The following is a 21549-nucleotide window of genomic DNA, read 5'->3' on the forward strand; positions in this document are numbered from 1 at the left end:
GACGAGGCGTCGTTCAGCGGTGTCGTAGCAGCCGTGCGGCGGCCGCGGCACCACCACCGGCAGCGCCCAGCACGATGGCGGTACCGGCACCGTACTTCGCCGCCTTGCGTGCTGTCCGGAAGTCGTACATCTCCCATCCACGCACCTTGGCGACGTCGCGTAGGTCCGTGTCGGGATTGATGGCGACGGCCTTGCCCACCAGCGACAGCATCGGCACGTCGTTGTGCGAATCCGAGTACGCGGTACAGCGTTTGAGGTTGAGGCCCTCGCGGATGGCGAGTGCGCGCACCGCATGGGCCTTGCCCGGCCCGTGCAGGATGTCGCCCACGAGACGCCCGGTGAACACGCCGTCGACGCTCTCGGCGACCGTCCCCAGCGCACCCGTGAGTCCCAGCCGGTCGGCGATGGTCTGCGCGAGCTCCACCGGCGTCGCGGTCACCAGCCACACCTGTTGACCGGCGTCGAGGTGGCGCTGTGCCAGAGCGCGTGTGCCCGGCCAGATCTTGTCGGCGATGTAGTCGTCGAAGATCTCCTCGCCGAGTTCGACGAGCTCTGAGGTCTGGCGTCCGGCGATGAACGAGAGTGCCTTCTCCCGGCCCTCGGCGACGTCGCGGGCGTTCTCCTTGCCGGTGATCCGGAACTTCGCCTGGGTCCACGCGAAATCCATGATGTCGCCGTAGGTGAAGTACTTGCGGGCGGCGAGACCTCGAGCGAAGTGCACGATCGACGCACCCTGGACGAGGGTGTTGTCGACGTCGAAGAAAGCGGCCGCGGTCAGGTCGCGCGGGGGTTCGCCGGGCTCGATGTCGGACGGTTCGCGCAACCGGAGCGAGTCGACGGCGGCCTTCGCGCTCGCCTCGCCGGCGAGGGTCTGGCGGAGTTCGTGGGCGGTCTGGCGGAAGCGGCCGGTCGCGGCGCTGGCCCGCTGGGAGATCCACGTGGTGACCCGGTGGGTCTCGTCGTCCCCGGCGATGTCGTGGAGTTCGCCGTCCTCGTCGAAGTCGTCGTCGAACTCGATGCGCGCTGCCTGTGACTCCCAGTCCTCGCCGGTGTCCAGCGGGGTGGCACCGGAGTCGGCCGGTACGGATCTCGGCACAGGGGTTTCGGGGTCGGCTGCGCCGGGCACAGGGGTTTCGGACCCGGCTGCGCCGGGCACAGGGGCGTCGGAGGGGTTGTCGGGTCGTTCGTCTCCCGGGCCCGGGGTGTTGCCCACTGCCCACCTCCCACGTCGCGTCTGGCGCCAGCACTGCCTGCGCGGTCCAGCCTAGCGGCCACACACGACGATCAGCGTCGCCGCCGGGCGGTTCCGGCGCGCCCGGGCCGTGGTCCTCGTCACCGGTCCGGGGCCGCGTCATCGTGGGAGGGGAGCGCTGCGAGTATGGACCCCATGACCGTGGAACTGCTGACCCGTGAGGGATGCCAGATGTGCGCGACCGCCCGTCGCGACCTGACGCGGATCTGTGGCGAGCTCGGGGTGGAGTTCACCGAGGTCGACGTCGACCGGGCCGCGGCCGACGGCCGTCCCGAGATCCGCGCGGAATTCGGTGACCGGCTGCCGGTGGTGCTGCTCGACGGTGACGAGCACAGCTACTGGGAGGTCGACGAGCCCCGGCTGCGCACCGACCTCGCGCGCCGCGGCTGACCACTTCCGATCGCGGGACATCAACCGATCCGCCATCGCGGAGAAGCTGTTGCGTTTAACACAGACCGTGGATCCGTGAGGGCCCATGTGAAGAGTTTCACAGCGGGTTATATCCTCGATGGAACGTGCTGTGCGAAGGGAAGCGGAGGTGAGCGTGGGCGCCGATCGTCAGAAGCCCGGCGACGCCGACCCTCCCGCGTCCGCGCTGCCGCCGCCCGCCGCCGCGGTCGCCACCGACATCCCGGCCCCCACGGTGGCCCGTCTGGCCACATATCTGCCCGTCCTGCGCTCGTTCAGTCAGCGCGGCGTCCTGGTGGCATCGAGCGGGGAACTGGCCACCGCGGCCGGCGTGAACCCCGCCATCCTCCGCAAGGACCTCTCCTATGTCGCCGCGAACGGTGTCCGCGGCGTCGGATATGACGTCGGTCGTCTCACCGCCCGCATCTCGATGACCTTGCACACCGACAGCATCCACACGGTCGCCCTCGCCGGCGCGGGACAGCTCGGACGCGCCCTGCTCGCCCACACCGGCTTCGGCCGCGGCTTCCGGGTGGCCGCGATGTTCGACGCCGATCCGGCCCTCGTGGGCACATCACTCGAGGTCGGAGGCCCGCGGATCGCCCCCCTCGCCGAGATCGCGGCGGTCTGCGCCGAGGTCGAGCCCGCGGTGGAGATCGGGGTCGTCGCGACCGCCGACGAGGACGCCCGGGACGCCTTCGACGCGTTCGTCGAGGCTGGCGTACGGCAAGTGCTGAACGTCACCCCGGTGGCGCTGACGACGGAGGCGGATGTCGTCGTGAGACAAGTTGATCTAGCCTTGGAACTACAGGTTTTGACGTTCCAGGCCTCTCGTGGCAGTTCGCAGGCCCCGCGGAACGACCTCAAGATCTCCTCACGCAGCGCCGTCGGTGTGCATCGCGAGGTGAAGGCGGCCGACCGACGCCGCGGAAAAGCAATGGGTGAAGAAACGGTGACAGCGTGAGTGTTCTGTTGTTCGGGGTGTCGCACCGCAGTGCGCCCGTCGAGGTGCTCGAGCGGTTGACGGTCTCCGACCACGACCGTCCGAAGCTGGTCGACGAATTGCTGTCGTCACGGGCGATCTCCGAGGCCATGGTCGTCTCGACGTGCAACCGCGTCGAGATCTACGCCGTCGTCGATGCCTTCCACCCGGCTCTCGAGGCGGTCGGCGAGGTACTCGGCGACCACTCGGGCATGACCGTCAACGAGATGACCCGGCACGCCTACGTGCGCTACTCCGAGGCCGCCGTCGAACACCTCTTCACCGTTGCCGCCGGTCTCGACTCGCTCGTCGTTGGCGAGCAGCAGATCCTCGGCCAGATCCGCAACGCCTACCTGAGCGCGGACGCCAACGACTCGGCCGGCCGCGTCCTGCACGAGCTCGCCCAGCAGGCTCTGCGCGTGGGCAAGCGGGTGCACACCGAGACCGGCATCGACCGGGCCGGCGCGTCGGTCGTGTCCGTGGCGCTGCATCGCGCGAAGTCGCTGCTCACCGACCCGGCGACCGGGGCGCACCGCCTGCGAACCGCGGTGGTGGTCGGCGCCGGTGCCATGGGTGGCCTCGCGACCGCCCAGCTGGCGCGTGAGGGCGTCACCGAGCTGTCGGTGGTCAACCGCACGGTCGAGAACGCCCGCCACCTCGCCGACAACATCGCCGCCAACCACGGCATCACCGTGCACGGCGTGGGCCTCGACGAGCTGCCGGCCGCGATGGCCGCCGCCGACGTCGTCGTCAGCTGTACCGGTGCGGTCGGCTCGGTGGTCAGCGTCGGTGCGGTGCATTCGGCTCTCGCCGAGCGGAACCGCAACGGCGACACCACCCCGATGGTGATCTGCGACCTCGGACTCCCACGCAACGTCGACCCGGCCGCGGCCCGCCTGCCCGGCGTGCACGTCGTCGACATCGAAGGTCTGCGCGGCGACTCCGAGACCCAGGCGGCCGAGAACGACACCCTCGCCGCCCGGTCGATCGTCGCCGCCGAGCTCGCCGACTACCTCACCCATCAGCGCCAGGCCGAGGTCACCCCGACCGTCGCCGCACTGCGTCAGCGCGCCGCCGACGTCGTGGAAGCGGAGATCCTGCGCCTCGAGACCCGGCTCCCGGACCTCGAGAACAACCAGCGCGACGAGGTCGCCAAGACCGTCCGACGCGTCGTCGACAAGCTGCTGCACGCGCCGACCGTGCGCGTGAAGCAGCTCGCGTCGACGCCGAACGGCGACCACTATGCGGAGGCCCTGCGCGAATTGTTCGAACTCAAACCAGGTGCGGCAGAGTCGGTTTCGGCGCCCGATCGAATCGGGACCACCGAGGCGGCCGGCGAGCAGGGTGACCGATGAGCGAAACCCGAACCGCGCCGATCCGGATCGGTACGCGGGGTTCCCTGCTGGCCAGGACGCAGTCGCAGACCATCGCCGACGCCCTCACCGCCGCCGGACACCCCGCCGAACTGGTCATCATCAAGACCGCCGGTGACGCCTCGGCCGCCCCGGTCGCCGAGATCGGCGTCGGTGTCTTCACCACCGCCATCCGCGTCGCGCTCCGCAACGACGAGGTCGACGTCGCCGTGCACTCCTACAAGGACCTCCCGACGGCCCCCGAGGACGACCTCACGATCGCGGCCGTCCCGACCCGTGTGGACCCGCGAGATGCGCTGGTCAGCCGGGACGGGCTGGTGCTCGGGGAACTGCCCCCGGGATCGACCATCGGAACCTCGGCGCCCCGCCGGGCGGCACAGCTTAAGGCATTGGGTCTCGGTTTGGAAATCCGCCCCCTAAGAGGCAACCTAGATTCTCGGTTGGGCAAAGTCGCCAGCGGCGAACTCGACGCAGTCGTGGTCGCCCGCGCCGGCCTCGTGCGGATCGGACGGACCGAAGTGGTCTCCGAAGCGCTCGATCCGGTCGTCATGCTGCCGGCTCCGGCGCAGGGTGCTCTCGCTGTGGAGTGCCGCTCAGACGATGCCGAACTGGTGAGAATACTCGCCGAGTTGGACGACAAGTCCACCCGGGCGGCCATCGAGGCCGAACGGTCGGTGCTCGCGGCCCTGGAGGCCGGGTGCACCGCGCCGGTCGGAGCGATCGCCGAGGTGGTGGAGTCGATCGACGAGGACGGGCGCATCTTCGCCGAACTGTCGCTCCGCGCGGCAGTGGCGGCCGAGGACGGATCCGATGTGATCCGCGCTTCGGTGGTGGGTCCGGTCGATCGGGCCGTCCGGCTGGGCAATGATCTCGCCGCCGAACTGCTGGAGCTGGGAGCGGGCGAACTCGTCAACTCTCCCTAGCAGAGAACGAACTGCAGCCCTCCACGCGGGGGCAGGAGAGTGCGAACCCATGAGCCGTACGAAGAAGGCAAATCCCGGACGGATCCTGTTCGTGGGGTCGGGTCCAGGTGATCCCGACCTGCTCACCGTGCGGGCGCGCACCGTGATCATCAATGCGACCACGGCCTACATCGATCCCGATGTCCCGGCCGCCGTGGTGTCGCTGATCGGCAGCGCACATCGCGAAGAACCCGCACCGAACACCCGCCGGTCGACCAAGAAGGCCGACAAGGCGGACGAGAAGGCCGGTGCCGATGCAGCAGGCGCCGACGCCGCCGATGCAACCACCGCACCCGCCCCGGACGCCGACAAGGCCGACGAGGAGTCGGTGGTGCGCCCGGCACTCGGCGACCCGACCGAGGTCGCCAAGACCCTCGTGGCCGCCGCCCGCAACGGTGACGACGTGGTCCGCGTCGTCGCCGGCGATCCGCTGACCACCGATTCGGTGCTCGCCGAGGTCAATGCCGTGGCCCGCCACTCGGTGACCTTCGAGGTGCTGCCGGGCCTGCCCGCCGCCTCGGTCGTCCCGAGCTACGCCGGCATGCCGCTGGGGTCGACCCACACCGAGGCCGACGTGCGCGGCGAGGTCGACTGGGCCGCGCTGGCCGCCGCCCCGGGCCCGCTGGTCCTGCACGCCACCTCCGGCCACCTGGCCGAGACCGCGAGCGCGCTGACCGAGCACGGGATGGCACCGCAGACCCCGGCGGCCATCACCATCAACGGCACCACCTGCGCCCAGCGCACCATCGAGGCCACCCTCGCCACGCTCAACGAGCAGGGCAATGCGCTGACCGGTCCGCTGGTCGTCACCGTCGGCAAGGTCGTCGGCTCGCGCGGCAAGCTCTCCTGGTGGGAGTCGCGCTCGCTCTACGGCTGGACCGTGCTGGTGCCGCGCACCAAGGACCAGGCCGGTGACATGAGCGACCGCCTCGTGAGCCATGGCGCGATCCCTAAGGAAGTGCCCACGATCGCCGTCGAGCCGCCGCGGAGTCCCGCGCAGATGGAGCGCGCGGTCAAGGGACTCGTCGACGGCCGCTACCAGTGGGTCGTGTTCACCTCCACCAACGCGGTCCGCGCGGTGTGGGAGAAGTTCGCCGAGTTCGGTCTCGACGCCCGCGCCTTCTCCGGTGTGAAGATCGCCTGCGTCGGCGAGGCCACCGCGGAGAAGGTCCGCTCCTTCGGCATCAACCCCGAGCTCGTGCCGTCGGGTGAGCAGAGCTCGCTGGGGCTCCTCGAGGACTTCCCGCCCTACGACGACGTTTTCGACCCGGTGAACCGAGTCCTGTTGCCGCGCGCCGACATCGCCACCGAGACCCTGTCCGAGGGTCTGCGCGACCGCGGTTGGGAGATCGACGACGTGACCGCGTACCGCACCGTGCGCGCCGCACCGCCGCCCGCCGAGACCCGCGAGATGATCAAGACCGGCGGCTTCGACGCGGTCTGCTTCACCTCGAGCTCGACGGTCCGTAACCTCGTCGGCATCGCCGGAAAGCCGCACGCGCGCACCATCGTCGCGTGCATCGGTCCCAAGACCGCCGAGACCGCAACGGAATTCGGTCTGCGCGTCGACGTGCAGCCGGAGAACGCGTCGGTCCTCGAACTGGTCGACGCTCTCGCCGAGCACGCCGCCCGGCTCCGCGCCGAGGGCGCACTGCCCCCGCCGCGCAAGAAGTCCCGTCGATCGCGTTCGTGAGCCCCTCTGCTCCCTGAGGTGTGAGGAGCGACAGCGACGAGCCTCGAAGGGCCGTGAGACGAAGGAGACGACATGGCACCGCTGATCCGGCCACGCCGGCTGCGCACCACTCCGGCGATGCGTCGGCTGGTCGCCGAGACCACCCTCGCGCCACGGCAACTCGTGTTGCCGATGTTCGTCGCCGACGGCATCGAGGAGCCGAAGCCGATCTCGTCGATGCCCGGCGTCGTCCAGCACACGATGGACTCGTTGCGCACCGCTGCGGCCGAGGCCGTCGAAGCGGGCGTCGGCGGGCTGATGCTGTTCGGCGTGCCGCGTGCCGAGGACAAGGACGCGACCGGCTCGGGTGCCGACGCCGATGACGGGATCCTCAACCGTGCCCTGCGTGCGCTGACCGACGATCTCGGTGACTCGACGGTCCTCATGGCCGACACGTGTCTCGATGAGTTCACCGATCACGGGCACTGCGGTGTGCTCGACGGTCGGGGGCACGTCGACAACGACGTGACCCTCGACCGCTACGTGTCGATGTCGCTGGCGCAGGCACGCGCCGGCGCCCAGCTGCTGGGGCCGAGCGGGATGATGGACGGCCAGGTCGCCGCCATCCGCGAGGCACTGGACGCCGAGGGCTTCACCGACACCGGAATCCTGGCCTACTCGGCCAAGTACGCGTCGGCCTTCTACGGTCCGTTCCGCGAGGCGGTCGGTTCGTCGTTGCAGGGGGACCGGCGGACCTATCAGCAGGACGCGGCCAACCGGATCGAGTCGCTGCGGGAGGTGCGCCTCGATCTCGAGGAGGGCGCCGACATGGTGATGGTCAAGCCCGCCATGAGCTACCTCGACATCGTGCGCGACGTCGCCGAGATGAGCGACGTCCCTGTGGCCGCGTATCAGATCAGCGGTGAGTACGCGATGATCACCGCCGCCGCCGAGCGGGGCTGGATCGACCGCGACGCCGCGATCCTGGAATCGCTGACCTCGATCCGCCGTGCCGGCGCGTCGGTCATCCTGACCTACTGGGCCACCGAGGTCGCGAACCGGCTCTCCTGAGCTGACCGCAGCGGCTCCGGGACGTGTGCACGGGGCCGGGGTCGCGTCCGATTAGGCTGGTGCCATGTCCGCACCGTTCGACCCGATGCGCGCCTCGTCCGACCCCGACGCGCAGCAGCGCCCGGCGATCCCGGATTCGATCTCCATCGCCGTCGAATTGTGGGTGGTGGTCGTCGTCGGCCAGATCGTCGCGCTGTTCGCCCAGACCGGCACCTTCGTCGACATGGTCCGCGATCAGATCCGCGACAACCCGCAGCAGGGTGTCTCCGAGGATCAGCTGCAGTTCATGACCTCGTCCGGTTTCGTCGTCGGCGTACTCGTCGCGATGTCGGTGTTCCTGACCGCGATCACCGCCCTGGTCGTCTGGTTCACCCGCAAGGGTTACAACTGGGCCCGCATCGTGCTGGGGGCGATGGGCGTCTACATCGTCGTCAACCTGGTCTTCTCGCTGTTCGGCGACACCGAGCCGGCGTGGGCGATGGTGCCGCTGGTCATCAGCGGCGTCGCCGCACTGGGCGCGACGGTGCTGTTGATGCGGGGTGACTCCGAGAAGTACTGCCGGCGCATGGCGGCGGAACGCAAGCCGCGGCCCGTCCCGCCCGCCGCAGCCCCGTACCCGTACGGCCAGAATCCGTATGGTCAGAATCCTCATGGCCAGAACCCCTACGGCCAGGGTCCCTACGGTCAGAATCCATACGGCCACAACCAGTCTCCGGCGTCGCCCGAGACGACCCCGAATCCGTACGGATCTCCGTCACAGCCGGGGGTGCAGTCCGGTGACACGCCGTATGGTGACAGTTCATCCGGTGCCGACCGCGGTGGGACACCCGACCTCCGCAAGCACGAGAACCCCGACCCCGACAGCGAAGGACCGAAGAAGCAGTGACAAGTCCCGACCCGGCACAGCGTCCGAAACTCGTCGTCTGGGCCTACCGGTGCTGGGTGGTGTCGGGAGCACTCCTGGCCGTGCTCGGTCTCCTCGTGGTGATCCTGTCCGCGGTCGACGACTCCGGGTCGATGTCCTCGGCGACGCTCGGCATCCTCGTCCTGATCGTCGGTGTCGCCTACATCCTGCTGGGCAGCAAGGCGTTCACGGGTGACGCACGTTGGCGGTCGTCGTTGTCGGCACTGACCCTCGTCGTCGTCGCGATGCTGCTGTTCCTCAGTGTCGGTCTCGGTTCGCCGGTGTTCGCGCTGGCGTTGCTGGCAGGCATCATCGGGCTGTTCGGCTCGCTGCTGGCCTACCGACCGGACTCGGAGACCTGGTACACCGGCAAGGCGCCCGAACCCAAGAAGCAGCGCACGCCGCGCAAGAAGAAGCCGTGACCGACGGGACCCCGGACCCAGGCGACCCGGGCCACGAGGTCGACCCGGTCGAACCCGAGGCGGCCGAACCGGATGAGGTCGAGCCCGAAGCGGCCGAAGCGGAAGTGGACCCGGGCGAGGTTCTCTTCTACGAACCCGGCGGCAGCAGGTGGGTGGTCCTCATCGGACCCGTGCTCGTCCTCGCCGTCCTGATCATGGAGATCGCCGGCCCGGGACAGGTGCACTGGCCGGTCCTCATCATCTTCCTGGTGATCCTGTTCGGCTTCTCTCTCGTCCAGGTGTCCGCAGCCCGACGCCACGTCTCCGTCGAACTCACCGAGACGACGCTGCGGCAAGGGGCGGTGACGACGCCGCTCGCCGACATCGAGAAGATCTATCCGCCCAACAACTCCGCGACACCCGAGGACTGGGAGAGCGCTCGCGCGCTCGGTGAACTCCACGGGGTGCCTCGGCGCCGTAAAGGCGTGGGGGTGCGGCTCACCTCCGGCGACCTCGCCCAGGCCTGGGCGCGCGACGTCGAGGTGTTCCGCAGCGAACTAACGCAGGCACACGCCGCCGTTCGGATGGGTCTACCGCCGTCGGCGAAGAAGCCCTCCATCCGCAAGGACGAATCCCCCAGGGCCGAATCCCGCAAGGCCGATCCGGAAGATCCCACGGAGGGTCAGGACACCACCGAGTGACGTCCCTTGCGGCTGTCGCGGTAAGCGCGGCGGCGCAGGTCGCCCAGCCAGGACGGCGCGAACTCGACCCCGTCGGGACGGTGCAGGATCGGATCGAAGTCGATGTCGAGCCCGGTCAGGACGTGATCGAGTTCGATCCGGGCCAGTGGCACGAACCGTCCGAACCCGGCTTCGAGGATGATGACGACCGGCCGTTTGGTGCGCAGGCAGGCGGCGAGATCCTCGACATTCAGCCCCGACGGACCGGTCGGCTCGATGATGCGGGCACGAATCCAGTAGAGCTCGCCGTCATAGCGGTAAGGCGTCAGGCTCGACACGGCGGTCGGGGCCCAGTGGGTGGCCGGCAGCGGCACCGGGAGGCGACCCGACAGTGGTGCGGGCCCGGCCATCAGGAGGTCCCAGGCGCCGGAGGCGGCGTCGCCGGTGACGTCCGGGGTGGGAGCGTCGGCGGGGGCGTTCGTCGGGGCCACGGCGGGGAACCGCACGGCCACACCGACGATGTCGGGCAGGCCGCCCGGGGTGCCGATGCCCTTCGACAGGCGGACCGTGACCGGTCCGGATCGGAAGGGCAGCGGATGGTCGCCGGAGACCGACGCCGTGCCGCCGCAGAGCAGGCCGTCCGGATGGAACACGCGGGCGTGCCGTAGGGCACCGAGCCAGCGGAACGGCGTGGTGATGAGATCTGGCAGGTCAGGCATGGCACCTCCGTAGATGAAGCGGCACCGCCGACGACACGGCAGGGCCGCGAACCCCTCGGGAGTCCGCGGCCTGCCGTACCGACGACGGGTTTCTAGCCGGTCGGATCGGGATCGACGACGTCCTTGATCTTGCCCATGACACCCTTCTCAGTGCCGAACTGCGGCTTCTGCGGGTCTCCCATGGCGCCATCGTAGGTCGCGTAGAGCTTCGGGTCCGGCGGCGGACCGGATTGGCGGTCGCCGAGCGGCTGCGGGTCGGCGAGGAACTTGAACTCGTGCTGCCCGTCCGGGGTGGGACCGCTGGCCCAGCCGCCCTTGTCCGAGTCGGCGCCGTCGGACAAATGCCACAGCGTGCTGGCGTGCTCGCTGTACTCCTCGTCGAACAGGTCGTCCGGGGCGATGGTGCCCTCCAGACCGTCCTCCTTGAGCTCTTCGATGGCCTTGAGCCAGAGGTTCTGGTGGAACGTGTCGCGGGCGAGGTTGAACCGGAGCATGTCCTTCACGCCGGGATCATCGGTCATGTGCCACAGGCGGGCGGTCTGTACCCGCCCCTGTGCCTCGGCGGTCACGTTCGCGTGGAAGTCCGCCAGCAGGTTGCCGCTGTGGGTGATGTACCCGCTGTTCCAGGGCACACCGTTGCTGTCGGCGAGGCGCGGGCCGCCACCGGAGAAGATGGCCTGGGTGGGGTCGGAACCCCCGAGGACCGCTGCGACCACGGGATCACCGAGTGCGTTCGCGGTCGCGTTGGTGACCGGCGCACCCTCGAGCAGGCGGGCTATCATCGTGGCGATCATCTCCACGTGACCGATCTCCTCGGTCGCGATGTCCATGATGAGGTCTTTGTACTTTCCCTTCATGCGGCAGTTCCAGCCCTGCATGAGGTACTGCATGGTCACGGTCATCTCGCCGTAGGCGCCGCCGAGCAGTTCCTGCAGCTTGCGCGCGTAGACGGGGTCGGGCTTTTCGGGCTTGACGTCGAACTGCATGTAATCGGTATGGCGGAACATGATTTCCCTGACGGTCGTCGTGGTGTAGCCGCCGGCGGATGAGGCCCGGCAGGACTCGGTGTCTGCGATCGACGTTGATCGCGGCGGTCCCGTGGCGGTCGCGGACCCAGGCGTCGACGAGCGTGCTTGGTTCCCAAGACGATTCGCGGCAAGCGTCGACCGTGAGGGTCGAACGGCTGCGCAATCGTTCGGTAGCGCCGCGCCGGTGTCTTCACCGCGGCGTCGGGGCAGTGGTGCCCGAGTTGCCGACTTTCCAAACACGGGTGCACAAAACACTGCGCCCGGCCTGAGTGATTCAGGCCGGGCGCAGTGTCAGATCGAGTTCGTCTCGGGGGTCAGCCGTTCACGAGCATCGGTGCGCGGAGCAGTTCCTCGGGGACGCCGAAAGCGTCGACGAGGGACCGTGCGTGCGGACGCAGTTCCTGGCACAACTCGTTGACGCCGCGCCGGACCGCCTTGGCCCGCTCCACCGAGATGTGGCGGTGCATCATGAACCACGACAGGTCGGCTTCGAGGGCGGAGTAGACGAACAGGTCGCACACCTTGCCCAGCAGCTCTGCGGCAGAACGGGAATCGCAGTTCTCGATTCCCTCGACGAAGGCCTCGAGCACCACGCGCTCGATGTGCGCGTGCCCGACCTTCAGCAGGTGGTCCTGTGCGTTGTTGAAGACGTCGAAGGCGTCGTTGTCGTCGTCGAGGGCTCGTCGCAGACGCTGCGCACAGGTGCGGACGAGGTGGTCCTCACGATTGCGGAAGAGTCGGATCTGCGTACTGCGGTCGGTGAGTGCGGACTTCTCGGTGTCCTCGTCGGAGCTGTCGAGCAGTGTCTGCACCACCTGCCGGACGGCGGTCTTCTCGGCGACCACGTCGCGGGCCATCCCCGCGATGAAGCGGACCCAACCACCCGCCGAAAGGCCCTGCACGTCATCGGAGTAGGACGAGAGCAGTTCCTTGGCGATGAGCTGCATCATGATCGTGTTGTCGCCTTCGAAGGTGGTGAACACGTCGATGTCGCCGCGAATGATCGACAGTTGGTTCTCGTCGAGGTACCCGGCACCGCCGCAGGCCTCGCGACTGACATTGATCGAATGCGAGGCGTGCCAGGTCGCATAGGCCTTGAGGCCGGCTGCCTGCCCCTCTAGCTGGCGCTGGCGCCCCGCATCGGAGTCGTCGGGCGCCGACGACTGGACCTCGTGCAGCTCGGCCACGATCTCGTTCTGTGCGAACGCGATGGCGTACGACTTGGCGATGAGCGGGAGCAGTTTCCGCTGGTGTCCGAGGTAGTCCATCACCGTGATCTCGTCGGTGGCCTCCGGCGCCTCGAACTGCTTGCGGATCAGGCCGTACCGGGCGGCGAGTGTCAGTGCCTTGCGACCCGCGGCACCCGCCGTCGCGGCCACGCTCACCCGGCCTCGGATCAGCGTGCCGAGCATGGTGAAGAAACGACGGTTGATGTTCTCGATCGGCGAGCTGTAGCTGCCGTCCTCGGCGACGTCGGCGTACCGGTTGAGGAGGTTCTCCGCGGGAACGCGCACGTTGTCGAACATGATGCGACCGTTGTCGACGCCGGCGAGACCACCCTTGTAACCGCAGTCGCTGGTGGTGACGCCGGGCAGGTCGTTGCCGTCCTCGTCGCGGATCGGCACGACGAAGCAGTGCACCCCGCGCCCCTCCGGCTCCTCGTCGGGTCCGCCGGTGATGAGCTGGGCGAAGACCGCCGCGAATCGGGCGTGCTCGGCCGCACCGCCGATGTAGTCCTTGCGCGACGACGGGGTGGGGGAGTGGATCACGAACTCGCGGGCGTCACGGTCGTAGGTGGCGGTGGTCTCGATGGCCTGCACGTTGGAGCCGTGGCCGGTCTCGGTCATCGCGAAACAGCCCAGGATGTCCAGGTTGATGATGCCGGGCACGTACTTGTCGTGGTGACGCTTGGTGCCGAGGTTCTCGACCGCGCCGCCGAACAGACCCCACTGCACGCCGGCCTTCACCATCAGTGACAGATCGGCGTAACCGAGCATCTCGATCGCGGTGATCGAGGAGCCGATGTCGCCGGTGCCACCGTGATCGGCGGCGAAGCCGGCGGATGCGAAGCCCTGCGACGCCAGCTCCCGCATCACCTCGAGGGTGTGGGTGCGTGCCTCCTCCAGCGTGCGGGAGGGATCGGGGAGCAGGTCGGCTCGGTTGGAGTTCTCGCGGACGAATTCCCGGGTGGCGCGCCACCGGCCGTCGAGGGCGAACCGGAGGTTGTCGACGAGCAGCGCGCGCTCGTCGGCCGACAGATCGTCATCGGCGGAGACGCCGGCAGGAGTGACCGGATCGTCGGGGGTCGGCTCCTTGGCGATCGGGGTGTGCTGCGACGGGGTGGGACTCTCTGTGGGAGTTGCCATGGATCCACCGTACGTAGTGCGCACGCCTTCGTCCCACCTTTTGTGGCGCCTACTACGGGCTCGGGGAGTGCACCAATCCGGTCACGGTGTCGGCATCGAACCCCCACTTCGGAGGGTGCAGGCATTTCGATGTGATCAGTACCTTGGATCGCCGTCGCACGTATGGACCGTCACAATCTCCCGGTCCTGCCACACGGTCGCGAGAAAACGGAGGAACGATGTCGGTCTCCACCCAGGATGTGTCCGCGACGGGCACGGGCCCCTCGACCACGGAATGGGGCGGGGCCAACCGCTCCGAGATGAGCCCGCTGCGCTTCCTGGAACGTTCGGCGGCGGTGTTCCCCGACCGCGCCGCCATCCTCTACGGGCAGCGCCGGCACACCTACGCGGAGTTCGCCGACCACGTCCAGCGGCTCGCCCGGGTGCTCGCGTCGAAGATCAAGCCCGGTGACCGCGTGGCCTACCTGGCCCCGAACATCCCCGAGATGCTGATCGCGCACTACGCGGTGCCGCTGGCCGGCGGTGTCCTCGTCGCCCTCAACTCGCGTCTCGCCGGACCTGAGCTGGTATACATCCTCGACCACTCGGGGGCCAAGGCCCTCTACTTCGACGCCGAGTTCCGGGAGACCGTGTCCGCGATCATCGGCCAGGTGCCGGAGGTCGAGACGGTCGTCGAGATCGCCGATCCCGAATCCGGCGTGACCCCCGCGCCGGTCGCCGACGCCGGCATCGACGGGCTCATCTCCTACGACGATCACCTCGCCGCGGCCGACAAACTCGATCCGACGCCGATCCCGTGGACGGTCGACGACGAGAACACGATCATCTCGATCAACTACACGTCGGGAACCACCGGTAAGCCCAAGGGCGTCATGTACACCCACCGGGGCGCGTACCTGAACTCCTTCGGCGAGACCTTCCACAACCAGTTCACCGGGTCGTCGCGCTACCTGTGGACGCTGCCGATGTTCCACTGCAACGGCTGGTGCACGCCGTGGGCGGTGACCCACGCCGGCGCCACGCACGTCTGCCTACGTGCCGTACGCGAGGACGCGATCTGGGACGCGATCGACGATCTCGGCGTCACCCACATGTGCGGTGCCCCGACCGTCTGCACCACCATCGTCGGCTCGCCGCGTGCGCACCGACTGGACCGCCCGCTGCACATCACCACCGCCGGAGCGCCGCCGTCGCCGACCGTGATCGGCTCTCTCGAGGCGATCGGCGTGACCGTCGTCCACGTCTACGGCCTCACCGAGGTGTACGGCCCGTACACCATCTGCGAGTACCAAGATGCTTGGGGCGCACTGGAACCCAACGATCGTGCGGCAAAGCTCTCCCGTCAGGGAGTGGGCATGGTCCAGGCCGAGACCGCGCGCGTCGTGGTCGCCGACCAGGTGCCGCTGGTCGACGTCCCCGCCGACGGCGAGACCATGGGCGAGATCGTGCTGCGCGGCAACAACGTGATGGCCGGGTACTTCCGTGACGAGGAGGAAACCCGAAAGGCGTTCGCGGGCGGCTGGTTCCACACCGGCGACCTCGGGGTCATGCACCCCGACGGTTACATCCAGCTCCGCGACCGCGCCAAGGACATCATCATCTCCGGCGGCGAGAACATCTCGACCATCGAGGTCGAGCAGGCACTGGTGAGTCACGACGCCGTCCTCGACGTCGCGGTCATCGGTGTCGCGGACGAGAAGTGGGGCGAGCGGCCCCGCGCCTACGTCCTGTTGCAGCCGGGTGCCACGCTGACCGCCGAGGAGCTCGTCGAGCACGGTCGTCGCCTGCTCGCCGGCTACAAGGTGCCGCGCGACATCGTCTTCGCGCACGAACTGCCGCGCACCCCGACCGGCAAGGTCCTGAAAGGCGAGCTGCGTGCACAAGCCCGCGCCGAGTGACCGACGCCCAGCGACGCAGGGCAGGAACCGAATCCGTATCCCAAGCGCCGCAGTGCCGGTGGCCTCGCGGCCAAGCGGTCGCGGCTCGGGCCGCGTCGTGGGATGTTGGTCGACGGACAGGTCGAGGTGACACCGCGGACCACGGGCGCGTTCGGTCGTTAGGACCTCGGCACCGTCGACAACTGATCCGGGTCGTGCGCCCGCCAGGGCGCCCATGTGGTGATACTTGACCCATGTCAGTTGCCGATGTCGACAGCGCGAGCTTTCGCATGCTCGTCGTCGCCGAGTCGATCCGGCTGTTCAGCGAGCACGGCTACGAGTCGACGACGGTCGAGCAGATCGCGTCGGCCGCCGGGATGTCGCGCCGCACGTTCTTCCGCCAGTTCGGGTCCAAGGAAGACGTGATCTTCGCCGATCACGAGTCCTTGCTGGCGCAGGTCGACGAGACCCTGGCGAGCTACGACGGCGACCCGTGGTCGGCGGTGTGCGCGGCCGCCGAGGTCGTCTTCAGTCACTTCCGGCGCGACCGCGACCTGGCCGTCCGACGTGCCCAGGTGGTGCAGGAGGTGCCGGCGCTGCGCGACCGCGAGCTCGTCACCACCTACCGCTATCAGGGCGCCTTCGAAGAGTTCCTGCGCCGGAGGCTGCCCGACGAGCCGCCGGTCCGCATCGTCGCCTACGTCGCGGCGATCACCGGCACGCACAACTACCTGCTCCGCCAGATGATCCGCGGCGATACCGACGCCACGCTCGATCGTCTGCGGCGTGAGCTCGCCCGAGTCGCGGTGGCACTCGGTGCCGACGTCGACCGTCCCGAGGCCGCGGCCGGCGACGATGGGTCTCAACAGGTCACCGTGGTGACCTATCCGGCGGGTACCCCGCCGGACGAAGTCGCCCGTCGCGTGGCCGCTCAGCTGCGGAAATCCTGACCGAGTCCGGCAGGTTCCGGACAACACCGGACCCGGCGAGGACAATTGGTGGCGTGGGTCGCATTCCTCCGGTGCTGTGGTGCGTTGACATGGCACTGAGTGCCGTGATGCACTGATAGATAACCACCAATTTGGCACCCCGTGCCGTGAGGAGTTGTCATGGGTTTCGGAAATCCCGACTTCGACGTCTTCCAGCTTCCGGAGGAGCACGTCGCCCTGCGCGAGGCCATCCGCGCGCTCTCCGAGAAGGAGATCGAGCCGCACGCGGCTGACGTCGACGAGAACTCGCGCTTCCCGGAGGAGGCGCTGAACGCCCTCAACGCGTCGGGCTTCAACGCCATCCACGTTCCCGAGCAGTTCGGCGGTCAGGGCGGCGACTCGATCGCAGCCTGCATCGTCATCGAGGAAGTGGCCCGCGTGGACGCTTCGGCGTCGCTGATCCCGGCCGTCAACAAGCTCGGCACCATGGGCCTGATCCTCAACGGCTCGGACGAGCTCAAGCAGCAGGTGCTCCCGGGCATCGCCTCCGGTGAGGCCATGGCCTCCTACGCGCTGTCCGAGCGTGAGGCCGGTTCCGACGCCGCCGGCATGAAGACCCGCGCCCGCAAGGACGGCAACAACTGGGTCCTCAACGGCTCCAAGTGCTGGATCACCAACGGCGGCAAGTCGACCTGGTACACCGTCATGGCCGTGACGGACCCGGAGAAGAAGGCCAACGGCATCTCCGCTTTCATGGTCCACAAGGACGACCCCGGCTTCACCGTCGGCCCGCTGGAGAAGAAGCTCGGCATCAAGGGTTCGCCCACCGCGGAGCTGTACTTCGAGGACTGCACCATCCCGCTCGACCGCATCATCGGCGACGAGGGCACCGGCTTCAAGACCGCCCTGCAGACCCTCGACCACACCCGCCCGACCATCGGCGCTCAGGCCGTCGGCATCGCGCAGGGTGCGCTCGACAAGGCCATCGAATACGTCAAGGACCGCAAGCAGTTCGGCAAGCCGATCAGCTCGTTCCAGGGCGTCGAGTTCATGATCGCCGACATGGCGATGAAGGTCGAGGCCGCTCGCCTCATGGTCTACACCTCGGCCGCCCGCGCCGAGCGTGGCGAGAAGAACCTCGGCTTCATCAGCTCGGCGTCGAAGTGCTTCGCCTCCGACGTCGCCATGGAGGTCACCACCGACGCCGTCCAGCTCTTCGGCGGCGCCGGCTACACCCGCGACTTCCCGGTCGAGCGCATGATGCGCGACGCCAAGATCACCCAGATCTACGAGGGCACCAACCAGATTCAGCGCGTCGTCATGAGCCGCGCGCTGCTGCGCTGATCGCCCTCTGGCTCAACTGGATTCGCCCCGCCGGCCTGCGCCGGCGGGGCGTTTTCGTTCCCGCGCAACCGTTTCCTTCCCGCTCGGCAGATCTGCCAAGCGGGAAGGAAGCCGACACCGCGGGAGGGAAGCGGTCCCGCGGGAAAGGCGGCGTGCCGGCTCACGCCGGGACGAGGCCGACTGCGGGGGTGTACTTCTCCCGCCTGATCCGACGCGGCGACATGCGGCGGCGTTTGAGGGCCTTCACCCCTGCCTCGACCATCGCCGGCGGTCCGCAGAGGTAGGCCGCGTGGTTCCGGCACGAGGCGACGTCCTCCATCATCGCGTCACCGACGTATCCGGTTCGCCCCGACCATTGTTCGCGGCTGAGACACGGGATGTACCGGACCCCGGGGTGGGCGGCCGCGAGTCCTTCCCAGAAGTCCACGTCGTAGAGCTCGGCCCGGGTGCGGACACCGTGGTAGACGTGGATCTCGCGGTCGGGGTCAACTGCGAGAGCCGCGCGGGCGATCGCTTTCAGTGGCGCCAGACCCGTTCCGCCGGCCAGCAGGATCAGGCCCTCGGACTCGTCCGGTTCGTAGCAGAAGTCTCCCCACGGTCCGGACATCGTGACGGGGTCGCCGACGTCGAGAGACGCGAAGATCCATCCTTCCGTCGCCAACCCGCCGGGTTGGCGCCGAATGTGGAACTCGAGCTTGTCGGGTTCGCTCGGCGGGTTCGCCATCGAATACGGCCGTGTCTCACCGGTTCCCGGGACCATCAGTTCGACGTACTGGCCGGCCGTGAACTCCAGCGGCTGGTCGAGGAGCACCGTCACGGACACGGTGTCGGCGGCGATCTCCGTGACGGCTCCAACGGTTCCGGCGATGTCGCGAAGCACGTGGCGCGGTGAGCCGGGGTCCTCGGCGGGCGGTTCGATGTCCACGTCGGAGGCGGGGATGGTCTGACAGGACAACACGAAACCCTGTTCCTGCTCGGCGACCGAGAGCACGGAATCCGGGGCCGGCGGATGGTCGACGGTTCCGCGTACGACGCGGACCTTGCAGGTGCCGCACGTTCCCTGGTTGCACGAGTTCGGGACCCACACTCCGTTGCGCAGGAACGCGTCGAGCATCTTCTGATCCGGTCCGCACGACACCGAGGACTTCCCGGTGCTGATCGTGAACGTCTCCGCACTCGCCATGGTCACACCTCCCAGGTGGTGTGCAGCGACGTCGGTCCGCGGAAGCCCCAACCCCAGAACTCGACGTCGGAGCCGGTGTCGCGCTCGAGGTTCGGGATGGCCTCCAGCAGTTCCTCGAGTCCGATTCGGCAGACCTGATTGGCGAAGTAGATACCGGCACACGCGTGGTTGCCGGCGCCGAATGCCAGGTGCGGCAGCGGGGGTCGGGTGAGGTCGAACTCCGACGGCGCGTCGTACACGGAGTGATCGTGGTTGGCAGAGCCGTAGGACATCAGGACCACCGAGCCCTCGGAGAGTTCGACGCCGGCCACCTGCACGTCCTTCGTGGCGATGCGGGCGGTCGCCGACCAGATCGGCGAGGTCCACCGCATGCCCTCCGAGATTGCGCGGGGGATCAGGGCGGGCTCGTCGATGACCTGCTCGAGCTGGTCCGGTCGCGTGAACAGTCCGACGAGCGTCGAGCCCATCGCGTGCCCGGGCTCCTGCATCGCGCCGAGGAGATAGACGTAGAGGGTCGGGTAGATGTACTCGCGGTCGCGGGTCTGCCCCTCGGGCATACCGTCGTGCAGCCAGTGGGAGATGGCGCTGTCGTCGGGATTGACGATCCAGTTGTCGATCAGGGGGTCGACGATGGAGCGGATCTCCTCCTTGGCGGCGTCGGCCTCGACGAAGCCCTCGGGGTTGGTGAACTCGCCGTTCTCGTCGACGCCCGCGTTGGTGAACGAGACCGACAGCTTGTGGAACCACTCGCGCAACTTGTCCGAGCTGACCGACTGGAGGCCGAGAAGGTCGCCGAGAGCGCGGACGCTGACCGGCTCGCAGTACCGGGCGATGAGTTCGGCCCGCCCGGTGTCCTCGAATTCGCTCAGGTAGCGGCGCGCGATCGGGCGGACCAGATCGTCGATCCAGCGGTCGACCTCTTGTGGCTGCAGGGCGGGATCGACCATCGACCGGAGGTCGTCGTGAACCGGCCCGTTGACACCGATCACGGCGGGGTGACCGAAGGTGCGTCCGCCGGCCTTGGTGATGACGGCTTCGAAGTCGGGGCTGGTCGCGATGGCGCGGCAGATCTCGGCCGTGGTGGCGACGTAGGAGCCGAGCACCGGCACGTACGCCAGCGGAGCCTCTGCGCGCAACCGCTCGTAGACCGGGTACGGATTGCGCTCGAGCTCGGTCATCGTGATGTCGTCGATCCAGGAGATGGTGCTGGTCATCGGTCGTCCTCACCTCGGTTGATGGTTGATCGGCGAGCTGTCGCCGGGGAGTTGCGAGAGCAGACGTTAGGGACGGATCGACCCCGGGGCGATACGCGATGCGCGGGATCGATACCGATTGCGCGACGGCTGTGATGCACGTCTCCATGGCCCCTGGCGAGTGGGTTGCTGCACAGGGTTGAATCACAGGTGCCGCACCGGGGGTGCGGCGGGATCGGCGCTCGAGCGGGATTGGAGGTCGAGAGGACATGTCGACGCAGCGCACCACCAAGATCAGCGATTGGGAGGCGGCACACCGGGCCGTCGAACAGGTGTACTTCCCGCATGAGCTGACTGCGCTGTCGTCGCCCGACCAACTCGAACTCAACCTGCAGACCGTCGACCTCGGGCCGGTCACCATCGGCCGGCTGAACTGGGGGACCGATGTCTCCATAGCCTGCGACTATCCCGACGCCTACGAGATCAACATCCCCGTCAGCGGTGTCCTCGAGTCTCGTGCCGGGTCGGTTCGCACGACGTCGGAGGCCGGTCAGGCCACGGTGTTCACCGCCGACCGGCCGTCGCTCATCACCCGATGGTCCGCCGACTGCCAGGTCGTCGGGGTGAAGTTCGACGCGGAATATCTCGAACGTGAGGCCGATCGCGTCCGCGCGGCTCCGCTGAGGTCGCAACTGCTGCTCCCACACCAGCTCGACCTCACCGGGCCCGACGAACAGTCGTGGTTCGCGCTCGTCCGTGCGCTCTCGGCGCAACTGCGGGAGCCGGCCGACCTACTCGCCAATCCGCTCGTCGGACCGCAATTGGCGAGCGCGGTCAGCAGTGCCTTCATCCTCGCAGTCTCGCCCGAAGAGGCTGGGACAGGCCTGCGGCCGCGCATGGTGAAGCGGGTGCTCGATGCCCTGCACGACGATCCTGCTCGCGACTGGCGTCTGGCCGACATGGCCGAGATCGGTGGGTCGAGTCTCCGGAGACTGCAGGAGGGCTTCGCCGAGCATGTCGGTGCCACGCCCACCCAGGTGCTGCGCGACATCCGTCTGAGTCGGGCGCGCGCCGACCTGCTCTCTCCGGATGACACCGGAACCGTCGCCGAAGTCGCTGCCCGATGGGGCTTTTCCAGTCCGAGCCGGTTCGCGGCCGCCTACCGGAAGAGGTACGGGATCGCTCCCTCGGAGCATCGGCGGTAG

The 21549-nt window shown here is 68.5% G+C and carries 19 protein-coding genes; 13 read left to right on the forward strand and 6 right to left on the reverse strand.

All coding sequences use genetic code 11. The annotated features are described in order from the left end of the window. Nucleotides 1-13 precede the first annotated feature (13 nt). The gene (locus tag M1L58_RS05300) at nucleotides 14-1213 is read right to left on the reverse strand and encodes an HAD family hydrolase (RefSeq protein ID WP_248658098.1); all 1200 of its coding nucleotides are present in this window, start codon (nucleotides 1211-1213) and stop codon (nucleotides 14-16) included. Between the two features lie 174 nt (nucleotides 1214-1387). On the opposite strand from M1L58_RS05300, the gene M1L58_RS05305 reads away from it, so the two are divergent. The 9 genes from M1L58_RS05305 (at nucleotide 1388) to M1L58_RS05345 (ending at nucleotide 9726) form a co-directional block, all read left to right on the forward strand. After that, nucleotides 1388-1642, forward strand: coding sequence for a glutaredoxin family protein (locus M1L58_RS05305; RefSeq protein ID WP_040535244.1), 255 nt, complete (start codon nucleotides 1388-1390; stop codon nucleotides 1640-1642). 154 nt (nucleotides 1643-1796) lie between these two features. Continuing rightward, a complete protein-coding gene (locus tag M1L58_RS05310; protein WP_248658099.1) occupies nucleotides 1797-2624 on the forward strand; it encodes a redox-sensing transcriptional repressor Rex in 828 nt (275 codons plus the stop codon). Further along, nucleotides 2621-3997: a glutamyl-tRNA reductase gene (locus tag M1L58_RS05315; protein WP_006865294.1), complete on the forward strand. Its 1377-nt coding sequence runs from the start codon at nucleotides 2621-2623 to the stop codon at nucleotides 3995-3997. Before M1L58_RS05310 ends, M1L58_RS05315 begins: the two co-directional genes overlap by 4 nt. Then, a complete protein-coding gene (gene hemC / locus M1L58_RS05320) occupies nucleotides 3994-4938 on the forward strand; it encodes a hydroxymethylbilane synthase (RefSeq protein WP_248658100.1) in 945 nt (314 codons plus the stop codon). Before M1L58_RS05315 ends, hemC begins: the two co-directional genes overlap by 4 nt. Before the next feature lie 49 nt (nucleotides 4939-4987). After that, the gene (locus M1L58_RS05325; RefSeq protein ID WP_006865292.1) at nucleotides 4988-6670 is read left to right on the forward strand and encodes a uroporphyrinogen-III synthase; all 1683 of its coding nucleotides are present in this window, start codon (nucleotides 4988-4990) and stop codon (nucleotides 6668-6670) included. A 72-nt stretch (nucleotides 6671-6742) separates the two neighbouring features. After that, on the forward strand, nucleotides 6743-7720 hold the full coding sequence (gene hemB / locus M1L58_RS05330; protein ID WP_248658101.1) for a porphobilinogen synthase: 978 nt from the start codon (nucleotides 6743-6745) through the stop codon (nucleotides 7718-7720). A gap of 64 nt (nucleotides 7721-7784) precedes the next feature. After that, the gene (locus M1L58_RS05335; protein ID WP_248658102.1) at nucleotides 7785-8606 is read left to right on the forward strand and encodes a hypothetical protein; all 822 of its coding nucleotides are present in this window, start codon (nucleotides 7785-7787) and stop codon (nucleotides 8604-8606) included. Further along, nucleotides 8603-9046: a hypothetical protein gene (locus M1L58_RS05340; RefSeq protein WP_006865289.1), complete on the forward strand. Its 444-nt coding sequence runs from the start codon at nucleotides 8603-8605 to the stop codon at nucleotides 9044-9046. Before M1L58_RS05335 ends, M1L58_RS05340 begins: the two co-directional genes overlap by 4 nt. Next, a complete protein-coding gene (locus M1L58_RS05345) occupies nucleotides 9043-9726 on the forward strand; it encodes a DUF3093 domain-containing protein (protein WP_248658103.1) in 684 nt (227 codons plus the stop codon). The genes M1L58_RS05340 and M1L58_RS05345 overlap by 4 nt, the downstream gene beginning before the upstream one ends. Here the strand turns inward: M1L58_RS05345 and M1L58_RS05350 are convergent. The 3 genes from M1L58_RS05350 to M1L58_RS05360 form a co-directional block, all read right to left on the reverse strand. Continuing rightward, nucleotides 9708-10424 carry a hypothetical protein gene (locus M1L58_RS05350; RefSeq protein ID WP_248658104.1) on the reverse strand — a complete coding sequence of 239 codons (717 nt, stop codon included), beginning with the start codon at nucleotides 10422-10424 and terminating at the stop codon, nucleotides 9708-9710. The genes M1L58_RS05345 and M1L58_RS05350 overlap by 19 nt on opposite strands. A 92-nt stretch (nucleotides 10425-10516) precedes the next feature. Beyond that, the gene (locus M1L58_RS05355; RefSeq protein WP_248658105.1) at nucleotides 10517-11431 is read right to left on the reverse strand and encodes a manganese catalase family protein; all 915 of its coding nucleotides are present in this window, start codon (nucleotides 11429-11431) and stop codon (nucleotides 10517-10519) included. A 335-nt stretch (nucleotides 11432-11766) separates the two neighbouring features. Then, nucleotides 11767-13818 (reverse strand): acyl-CoA dehydrogenase family protein, encoded by a 2052-nt coding sequence (locus tag M1L58_RS05360; protein WP_248658106.1) that lies wholly within the window; start codon nucleotides 13816-13818, stop codon nucleotides 11767-11769. A 218-nt stretch (nucleotides 13819-14036) separates the two neighbouring features. Here M1L58_RS05360 and M1L58_RS05365 point away from each other — a divergent pair, with 218 nt between their 5' ends. The 3 genes from M1L58_RS05365 to M1L58_RS05375 all read left to right on the forward strand — a co-directional run bounded on the left by M1L58_RS05365 (nucleotide 14037) and on the right by M1L58_RS05375 (nucleotide 17968). Next, on the forward strand, nucleotides 14037-15716 hold the full coding sequence (locus M1L58_RS05365) for an AMP-binding protein (RefSeq protein WP_248658107.1): 1680 nt from the start codon (nucleotides 14037-14039) through the stop codon (nucleotides 15714-15716). A gap of 233 nt (nucleotides 15717-15949) precedes the next feature. Next, nucleotides 15950-16645 (forward strand): TetR family transcriptional regulator, encoded by a 696-nt coding sequence (locus M1L58_RS05370; RefSeq protein WP_035751752.1) that lies wholly within the window; start codon nucleotides 15950-15952, stop codon nucleotides 16643-16645. 159 nt (nucleotides 16646-16804) lie between these two features. After that, nucleotides 16805-17968 carry an acyl-CoA dehydrogenase gene (locus tag M1L58_RS05375; RefSeq protein WP_006865281.1) on the forward strand — a complete coding sequence of 388 codons (1164 nt, stop codon included), beginning with the start codon at nucleotides 16805-16807 and terminating at the stop codon, nucleotides 17966-17968. 160 nt (nucleotides 17969-18128) lie between these two features. Here the strand turns inward: M1L58_RS05375 and M1L58_RS05380 are convergent, their stop codons facing one another. Together M1L58_RS05380 and M1L58_RS05385 are read right to left on the reverse strand one after the other, a co-directional pair. Next, on the reverse strand, nucleotides 18129-19151 hold the full coding sequence (locus tag M1L58_RS05380; RefSeq protein ID WP_248658108.1) for a 2Fe-2S iron-sulfur cluster-binding protein: 1023 nt from the start codon (nucleotides 19149-19151) through the stop codon (nucleotides 18129-18131). Nucleotides 19152-19153: 2 nt separating this feature from the next. Beyond that, entirely contained in the window at nucleotides 19154-20365 is a 1212-nt protein-coding gene (locus M1L58_RS05385; protein ID WP_248658109.1) for a cytochrome P450, read from the reverse strand. Between the two features lie 248 nt (nucleotides 20366-20613). Between M1L58_RS05385 and M1L58_RS05390 the strand changes: the two genes are divergently transcribed. Then, nucleotides 20614-21549, forward strand: a complete 936-nt coding sequence (locus tag M1L58_RS05390) for an AraC family transcriptional regulator (RefSeq protein ID WP_204717834.1) — start codon at nucleotides 20614-20616, stop codon at nucleotides 21547-21549.

This window comes from Gordonia sp. C13 (assembly GCF_023218005.1).
GTDB classification, from domain to species: domain Bacteria; phylum Actinomycetota; class Actinomycetes; order Mycobacteriales; family Mycobacteriaceae; genus Gordonia; species Gordonia namibiensis.